Genomic DNA, 7875 nt, shown 5'->3' with positions numbered 1-7875 from the left:
TGTCCCACAGCGGCCGCAGCCGCCCGGCGCCGGGGATCGCGGACTTGCGGGCGCCGGGCAGCAGCCGCAGCTCGGCCCGGATGATGCCGTGCAGCACCTCGCGGGAGCGCCAGGCGCACCAGGCGGCGCTGCGCTCCAGCCCCATCCGGTGCGCGGCGTCGCCGAGGAGGTGCCAGAAGGAGGTCGTCGCCGGGTACGCGTCGCCGAGGTCGAGCAGCACGTCCAGCGCGATCTCCCACTCGCGGTACGCGAGATAGGAGTCCACGTCGGTCACGGGCAGGGCCGCCGGCACCTGGCGGGCCGCCTGGCGCAGCAACTCGGGGACATCCACGCGGGCGATTGTGCCCGCACCGGCCGCCGCCGTCTCCCCCGGCCACTTGCCGCCCGCTATTTGTGAACGGTAACATCGATCTCTCTCAATAACGGCGGCAGGAGCGGACAGCCATGAAGAGACGTGGATTCATAGCGGCGGGCGGGGCGGTCGTGCTGGGATCGGCAACCGGCTCGCTGCTGGGTTCCGGTGCGGCCCGGGCCGCCACCTACTCCGGTTACGCGATGGCCTACTTCACCGAGTCGCCGTCCATGACCGCCGCGAACTACGCCCTGCACCTGGCGGTCAGCGCCGACGGCCTGAACTGGACCCCGCTGAACCAGAACAACCCGGTGGCCACCCCGACGCTGGGCAGCCGCGGCCTGCGCGACCCCTTCATCCTGCGCAAGCAGGACGGCACCTTCGTCGTGCTCGCCACCGACCTCAACGGCACCGACTGGTCGTACCAGAGCCAGTACCTGCACGTCTGGGACTCCGGCGACCTGCGGACGTTCCGCAACTACCGGCTGCTCAAGGTGCACTCGCTGGCGACGCACGCGTGGGCGCCCGAGGCCGTCTGGGACGCCGCCCGCGGCCAGTACGCCGTGGTGTACTCGGCCGTGGTCGGCGGGCACAACGTGCTGATGGTCAACCACACCACCGACTTCGTCACCGCCTCGGCGCCGCAGACCTTCTTCGACCCGGGCTACGACGCGATCGACGGCAGCTTTGTCACGGTGAGCGGCGTCAACTACATGTACTTCAAGAACAACACCAACAGCACCCTGCTCGGCACCCGGTCCGCCACGTTCAACCCGGGCAGCTTCGGCGTCTACACGAGCGCGATCGGCCCCGGCCGCGGGGTCGAGGCGCCGCAGATCGTCAAGTCCAACACCGCCGGCCTCTGGCGCATGTGGGGCGACACCTGGAGCCCCAACGGGCGGTTCTTCTGCTGGCAGACCGGCAACGTGGCCGGCGGCTCCTGGACGCTGCTCAACGACCGGGACTACACCCAGCCGCTGAACTCCAAGCACCTGGGCATCACGGCGATCACCGCGGCGGAGCTGTCCGCCCTCACGAGCGCCTGGGGCGCGCCGGCCTGGAACAGGCTCAAGTCCTACAACTTCCCCGACCGCTACGTCCGGCACGCGAACAACGTCGGCCGCATCGACAGCTACCCGTTCGACCCCTACCAGGATCAGTTGTGGACGCTGGTGCCGGGCCTGGCGGACTCCGCCGGGGTCTCACTGCGGTCCGTCAACCTGCCCACCCGGTACCTGCGGCACTCCAATTACGCGATGGTCCTCGACGCCGACGACGGCACCAGCACGTTCAAGGCGGACGCGACGTTCTACCGGGTCGCGGGGCTCGCGGACTCGGGCTGGACCTCGCTGCGGTCGTACAACTTCCCGGACCGCCACTTGCGGCACTTCAACTACGTGCTGCGCATCGACCCGATCAGCGCCGGCTCACCCGCCACCGACCGGCAGGACGCCACCTTCAAGATCACCTACTGAGAGACCCGTGCCGCACGTCGCCGCCGACCCGGCGACGTGCGGCAGGTCCGGGTTCAGGTGGTGCGCCTGGTCACGAGGCGCTGCAGGACGATGAAGGCGAAGAGCAGGATGCCGATCACGATCTTCGTCCACCAGGAGCTGAGGTCGCCCTGGAAGGTGATGATGGTCTGGATCATGCCGAGCACCATGACGCCCAGGACCGTGCCGAAGAGATAGCCGGAACCGCCGGTCAGGATCGTGCCGCCGATGACGACGGCCGCGATGGCGTCGAGCTCCATGCCCTGCGCGTGCAGGCTGTAGCCGGAGAGCATGTAGAAGCTGAGCAGCACGCCGCCCAGCGACGAGCAGAATCCGCTGACCGTGTAGACCGCGATCCGGGTCCGCTTGACCGGCAGGCCCATCAGCAGCGCCGAGTCGGCGTTGCCACCGATCGCATAGACGTTGCGCCCGAAGCGCGTGTACGCCAGCACGTAGGCGCCGATGAGCACCACGACCAGGGCTATCACCACGCTGGTCGAGATGAAGATCCCGGGCCCGAACCGGATCCGGTTCTGCGCCATCGCGGTCCAGAACGGGTCGGTGATCGGAATGGAGTTGCGGTTGATGAGCAGCGACAGCCCGCGGGCCAGGAACATGCCGGCGAGGGTGGCGATGAACGGCTCGACCTTGAAGTAGTGGATGACCGCGCCCATGCCCAGGCCCAGCGACGTGCCCATGAGCAGCACCAGGGGCAGCACCACGACCGCGGGCCAGCCCGCGTGCAGCAGCGTGGCGGCGACCACCGTGGTCAGGGCGACCACCGCGCCCACCGACAGGTCGATGCCGCCGGTGAGGATCACGAAGGTCATCCCCGCCGCCACGACCAGCAGGAACGCGTTGTCGACGAAGATGTTCAGGAAGACCTGGGTGTCCGAGAAGTTGTCGTAGTTGGCCACGCCCAGGCCGTACATCCCGACGAGCAGGCCCAGGGTGACCAGGACCGGGATGTGCCGCCGGTCGAGCCCGCGCCGCCTGCGCGGCGCGACCACTGCGGTCTCGGGCTGGGGCGGCGCGCTGATGCCGATCATGCGGAGACCTCGACTGCTGGAGTGACGGGGGCGGGGTTGCGGCGGCGGAACACCACGGCGCGGAACGCGGCGGACTGGCTCAGGCAGAGCACGACGACCACGACGGCCTTGAACAGCAGCGTGGTCTCGGCCGGCACGCCGATCGTGTAGGTGGTGATGTCCAGCGCCGAGATCAGCACGGCGCCGAGCACGCTGCCCGCGATGGAGAACCGGCCACCGGTCAGCGCGGTGCCGCCGATGACCACCGCCAGGATCGCGTCGAGCTCGATGAGGTTGCCCGCCGCGTTGCTGTCGGCGCTGGCCACGTTGGAGCTGAAGATCAGGCCCGCGATGCCCGCGCAGAACGCGGCGAAGACGTACGCCGTGATCGTCAGCCCCCGCGCCCGGATCCCGGCGAGCCGGCTCGCGGTCGGGCTGGCGCCCACGGACTCGACCAGCACGCCGAGCGCCGAGCGCCGGATGATCAGCGCCGCGGCCGCCACCACGACCGCGACGATGATGACCGAGACCGGGATGCCGAACAGATAGCCCGCCCCGATCACCCGGTACGGCGCCGACGAGACGTTGATGATCTGCCCGTCGGTGATCAGCTGGGCGATGCCGCGACCGGCCACCATCAGGATCAGGGTGGCGATGATGGGCTGGATGCCGATCACCGCGACCAGCACCCCGTTCCAGACGCCGAGCAGCGCCGACAGGGCCAGGGCGACGCCGACCGCGATCAGCACGCCGGCGACGCTGTCCTGGTCGGGCAGGCCGCCGATGATCAAGCAGGCCAGCGCGCCGGAGATCGCCATGACCGAGCCCACCGACAGGTCGATGCCGCCGGTGGCGATGACCATGGTCATGCCCAGGGCGACGAGCGCCAGCGGCGTCGCCGAGCGCAGGATGTCGATGAGTGAGCCGTACAGGTGGCCGTCCTGCAGGGTGATGGTGAAGAACCGGGGAGCGAAGAAGACGTTGCTGGCCAGCAGCAGCACGAGGACGGCGGACGGCCAGAAGAGCCGGTGCCGGACGAGGTTGGTCACGGGTTCGCTCCGCTCGCGATGGCCTGCATGACCCGGTCGGCGTCGACGCCGCCGCCGGTGTTGTCGAGCTCCTCGACGAGGTGCCGCTCGCGCAGCACCTCGATCTTGTGGCTGAGCCGCAGCACCTCCTCGAGCTCGGCGCTGACGAACAGGATCGCCATGCCGCCGTCGGCGAGCTCGACCAGCAGCCGCTGGATCTCGGCCTTGGCGCCGACGTCGATGCCGCGGGTCGGCTCGTCCACGATGAGCAGCCTCGGCTCGGTGATCAGCCAGCGGGCCAGCAGCACCTTCTGCTGGTTGCCGCCGCTGAGGTCGCGGACGGCGAGCTCCGGGTCGGCGGGCCTGATGCCCAGGGTATCGATGTACCGGGCGACGAGCTCGTCCTGCTTGCGCCGGGGAATCGGCCGGGACCAGCCGCGGGCCGCCTGCAACGCCAGGACGATGTTCTCCCGGACGCTCAGCTCGGCGACGACGCCCTCGGTGCGGCGGTTCTCCGAGGAGAAGCCGATGCCGTGGGTCATCGCCGCCCGCGGGGTGCGCAGGGCGACCGGCTTGCCGTCGATCTCCAGCCGGCCGTTGTCGGGGCGGTCCGCGCCGAAGAGCAAGCGGGCCAGTTCGGTACGCCCCGAACCGAGGAGCCCGGCCAGGCCGACGATCTCGCCGCCGCGCACGCTCAGGTCGAAGGGCGCGATCGCACCGGAGCGGCCCAGCGCGTGCGCCTCGACGATCGGCTGGGCGTCCGCGCCCGCGGTGACGGTGCGCGGCTCCTCCTCGAGTCGCTCGAGGACGTTGAGCTCCTTGCCGATCATCTTGGTGATCAGCTGCATCTGGGTGAGCTCGGCGGTGGCGTACTCGCCGATGAGCCGGCCGTTGCGCAGCACGGTCATCCGGTCGGCGATGGCGTAGACCTGGTCGAGGAAGTGCGAGATGAACAGGATCGCGACGCCGTCGCGCTTGAGCCGGCGCATCACCTCGAAGAGCCGGTCCACCTCGGAGGCGTCGAGGCTGGAGGTGGGCTCGTCGAGGATCAGCACCTTGGCGGAGACGTCGACGGCCCGGGCGATGGCCACCATCTGCTGAATCGCCAGCGAGTAGGCGCTCAGCGGGGCGGTGACGTCGAGGTGCAGGTCGAGGCCCTCGAGCAGCGCGGCCGAGCGGCGGCGCATCTCGGCCCAGCGGATCTTGCCGAAGCGCCGCGGCTCGCGTCCGATGAAGATGTTCTCGGCCACGGACAGGTTGGCGCAGAGGTTGACCTCCTGGTAGACCGTGCTGATGCCGGCGTGCTGGGCCTGCAGCGGCCCGCCGAAACGCACCGGGGTGCCGCCGAGCCGGATGTCGCCGGCGTCGATGCCGTACACCCCCGTCAGCACCTTGATCAGCGTCGATTTGCCGGCGCCGTTCTCACCCATGAGGGCGTGCACCTCGCCGGGCCGCAAGGAGAAGTCCACCCCGTCCAGGGCGACCACGCCCGGAAAGGCCTTGCGGATGCCGGTCATCTGCAGGATCGGCGGGTCACCCATCGTTGTCTCCTTCGGGACGGCGCCGTCCCGGCCGGCGGGGCCGGAACGGCGCCGAGCGTGCGGTGTCAGTACTTGCGGGTGGGCAGCGCGGCCGTGGCCTGCTCCTTGTTGAACGTGGTCTCCTCGGTCAGCACCCGGGTCTCGACCTGCTCACCGGCCTTGACCTTCTTGGCCAGGTCCATCAGCTGTGGGCCGAGCAGCGGGCTGCACTCCACGATGAAGTTGATCTTGCCCTGGGAGAGCGCCGTCATGCCGTCCTTGACCGCGTCGACCGTGACGATCTTGATGTCGGTGCCGGGCTTCTTGCCGGCCGCCTCGATCGCCTCGATCGCGCCGAGACCCATGTCGTCGTTGTGCGCGTAGAGCACGTCGATGTCCGGGTAGGTCTTGAGGAAGGCCTCCATGACCTCCTTGCCGTCGGTGCGGGTGAACTGCCCGGTCTGCGACGCGATCACCTTGAACTTCGGGTCCTTCTTGATCACCTCGGCGAAGCCAGCCTTGCGGTCGTTGGCCGGCGCGGCGCCGGGGCTGCCCTGCAGCTCGACGATGTTGACCGGGCCGGGCTTGCCCTCGTACTCCTTGGTCAGCCACAGACCGGCCTTCTGGCCCTCGAGGACGAAGTCCGAGCCGATGAAGGTCTTGTAAAGGGTCTTGTCCGTCGAGTCGACGGACCGGTCGGTCAGGATGACCGGGATGTTCGCGTCCTTCGCCTCCTTGAGGACCGGGTCCCAGCCGGACTCGACCACCGGCGAGAAGGCGATCACGTCGACGCGCTGGGCGATGAAGGAACGGATCGCCTTGATCTGGTTCTCCTGCTTGCCCTGCGCGTCGGAGAACTTGAGCTCGATCCCGGCCGCGGCGGCCGACTCCTGGATCGACTTGGTGTTCGCCGTACGCCAGCCGCTCTCGGCACCGACCTGAGAGAAGCCCATGACCAGTTTGTCGCCGCCACCGCCGCCGCCATCGCCGTCGTCGCCACCACAGCCGGCGAGAGCGCCGACGGCCAGGGCGCCGGCCAGGACCGCCGCGGACCATTTCTTGAGCACAACGTCCTCCAGGGATCTCATTTGTTAGCGTTCACAATCTGAACTTCGGGGGGCTTGTGGAATTTTGGAGGGGAGGGGGGTTCGGCAACACCGGCGCGCCGGGGGTAGGAGCGCGCGGAGCAGCCAGACAACAGCCACCTTGCTCTATGTAGTGGCTGCCGTCACATGGTGCGTTTCAGGAGTGTTACCGTTCCCAAACGCGGCGTCAAGAGATCATCGCCGATTGACATGAGAAAGCGTCGATCGCCGCGGCGACACCCAGGTCACGAGGACAGTTCGGAAACCTCCGAGACCTACACTGTGGTCGACAACAGCACCACAGCGACAAGGGGAGTTGCGTGGCATCGAAGAAGCCGGTCGCGGTCATGCGGGATGTCGCCAAGCTCGCCGGCGTGTCGCACCAGACCGTGTCGCGCGTGATCAACGAACACCCGAACGTGCGACAGGAGACCCGCGAACGCGTCCTCGAGGCGATGGAGTCGCTGGATTACCGGCGCAACCTCGCCGCCCGGACGCTGGTCACCCGGCAGTCCCACACGCTGGGCATCATCGGCTTCGAGACCACCCTGTTCGGCCCGGCCTCCATGCTGTACGGCATCGAGGACGCCGCCCGCACGGCGGGCTACCTGGTCAGCATCGCCATGGTGCGCAACCTCGACCGGCGCCCGGTGCTCGAGGCCGTCGACCGGCTGCGCCAGCACGCGGTGGACGGCATCATCGCGATCGCGCCCAAGCCGGCCGTCACCAACAGCCTGCTCGCGGCCCCCTCCGACATCTACTGCGTCGCGGTCGGCGGCGCCGGAGAGGCCGAGGCGGTGCCGACCGTACGCATCGACAACGCCGCCGGCGCGCGGCTGGCCACCGAACACCTGCTCGCCCTGGGCCACCGCACCGTGCACCACGTCGCCGGGCCGGCGGACTGGCCGGAGGCGCAGGAGCGCATCGCCGGCTGGCGCGACGCGCTGAGCGCCGCCGGTGCCGCCGTTCCCCCGATCGTGCCGCAGTCCTGGAACGCCGAGTCGGGTTACCTCCAGGGCCAGCGGCTGGCCCGGGACCCGTCGGTCACCGCGGTCTTCTGCGCCAACGACCGGATCGCGCTGGGCGTGCTGCGCGCGCTGCACGAGGCCGGCCGCAAGGTGCCCGAGGAGGTCAGCGTCGTCGGATTCGACGACATGCCCGACTCGGGCTACTTCCTCCCGCCGCTGACCACCGTGCGCCAGGACTTCGCCGAGCTCGGCCGGCGCAGCCTGACCCTGCTGCTCGAGCACATGGCCGGCCCGGACGACGCGGTCTCCCCCGCCCATGTGACGGTCACCCCCGAGCTCGTGGTCCGCGGCAGCACCGCGCCCCCACGGTAAAGGGGCCCGGGAGCGCCCTATCGCTCCCG

At 69.5% G+C, this 7875-nt stretch carries 6 protein-coding genes and 1 pseudogene; 2 read left to right on the top strand and 5 right to left on the bottom strand.

The genetic code is table 11. The features are described from left to right. A pseudogene (locus AB0F10_RS24715) lies at positions 1-331 on the bottom strand (hypothetical protein); the annotation flags it as partial. Between the two features lie 113 nt (positions 332-444). On the opposite strand from AB0F10_RS24715, the gene AB0F10_RS24710 reads away from it, so the two are divergent. Further along, positions 445-1827 (top strand): glycoside hydrolase family 43 protein, encoded by a 1383-nt coding sequence (locus AB0F10_RS24710; protein ID WP_360629402.1) that lies wholly within the window; start codon positions 445-447, stop codon positions 1825-1827. Positions 1828-1880: 53 nt separating this feature from the next. Here AB0F10_RS24710 and yjfF read toward each other — a convergent pair whose 3' ends face one another. The 4 genes from yjfF to AB0F10_RS24690 all read right to left on the bottom strand — a co-directional run bounded on the left by yjfF (position 1881) and on the right by AB0F10_RS24690 (position 6509). Then, positions 1881-2894 carry a galactofuranose ABC transporter, permease protein YjfF gene (gene yjfF, locus AB0F10_RS24705; RefSeq protein WP_360629399.1) on the bottom strand — a complete coding sequence of 338 codons (1014 nt, stop codon included), beginning with the start codon at positions 2892-2894 and terminating at the stop codon, positions 1881-1883. After that, on the bottom strand, positions 2891-3922 hold the full coding sequence (locus tag AB0F10_RS24700) for an ABC transporter permease (RefSeq protein ID WP_360629396.1): 1032 nt from the start codon (positions 3920-3922) through the stop codon (positions 2891-2893). Before AB0F10_RS24700 ends, yjfF begins: the two co-directional genes overlap by 4 nt. Then, positions 3919-5442 carry a sugar ABC transporter ATP-binding protein gene (locus tag AB0F10_RS24695; RefSeq protein WP_360629393.1) on the bottom strand — a complete coding sequence of 508 codons (1524 nt, stop codon included), beginning with the start codon at positions 5440-5442 and terminating at the stop codon, positions 3919-3921. The genes AB0F10_RS24700 and AB0F10_RS24695 overlap by 4 nt, the downstream gene beginning before the upstream one ends. 65 nt (positions 5443-5507) lie before the next feature. After that, complete coding sequence (locus AB0F10_RS24690) at positions 5508-6509, bottom strand: ABC transporter substrate-binding protein (protein WP_360629391.1); 1002 nt, start codon at positions 6507-6509, stop codon at positions 5508-5510. Between the two features lie 344 nt (positions 6510-6853). On the opposite strand from AB0F10_RS24690, the gene AB0F10_RS24685 reads away from it, so the two are divergent. Continuing rightward, entirely contained in the window at positions 6854-7846 is a 993-nt protein-coding gene (locus AB0F10_RS24685; RefSeq protein WP_360629411.1) for a LacI family DNA-binding transcriptional regulator, read from the top strand. The last annotated feature ends 29 nt before the right edge of the window (positions 7847-7875 follow it).

This window comes from Actinoplanes sp. NPDC026623 (assembly GCF_040638275.1).
In the GTDB taxonomy this organism is placed as follows: domain Bacteria; phylum Actinomycetota; class Actinomycetes; order Mycobacteriales; family Micromonosporaceae; genus Actinoplanes.
This window is presented reverse-complemented; position numbering and strand designations above follow the sequence as displayed.

What these genes read in the sequence shown, in the direction of transcription:
- yjfF (WP_360629399.1), bottom strand. Translation starts at nt 2,894, where the DNA reads ATGATCGGCATCAGCGCGCCGCCCCAGCCCGAGACCGCAGTGGTCGCG.
- AB0F10_RS24695 (WP_360629393.1), bottom strand. Translation starts at nt 5,442, where the DNA reads ATGGGTGACCCGCCGATCCTGCAGATGACCGGCATCCGCAAGGCCTTT.
- AB0F10_RS24685 (WP_360629411.1), top strand. Translation starts at nt 6,854, where the DNA reads ATGCGGGATGTCGCCAAGCTCGCCGGCGTGTCGCACCAGACCGTGTCG.
- AB0F10_RS24710 (WP_360629402.1), top strand. Translation starts at nt 445, where the DNA reads ATGAAGAGACGTGGATTCATAGCGGCGGGCGGGGCGGTCGTGCTGGGA.
- AB0F10_RS24690 (WP_360629391.1), bottom strand. Translation starts at nt 6,509, where the DNA reads ATGAGATCCCTGGAGGACGTTGTGCTCAAGAAATGGTCCGCGGCGGTC.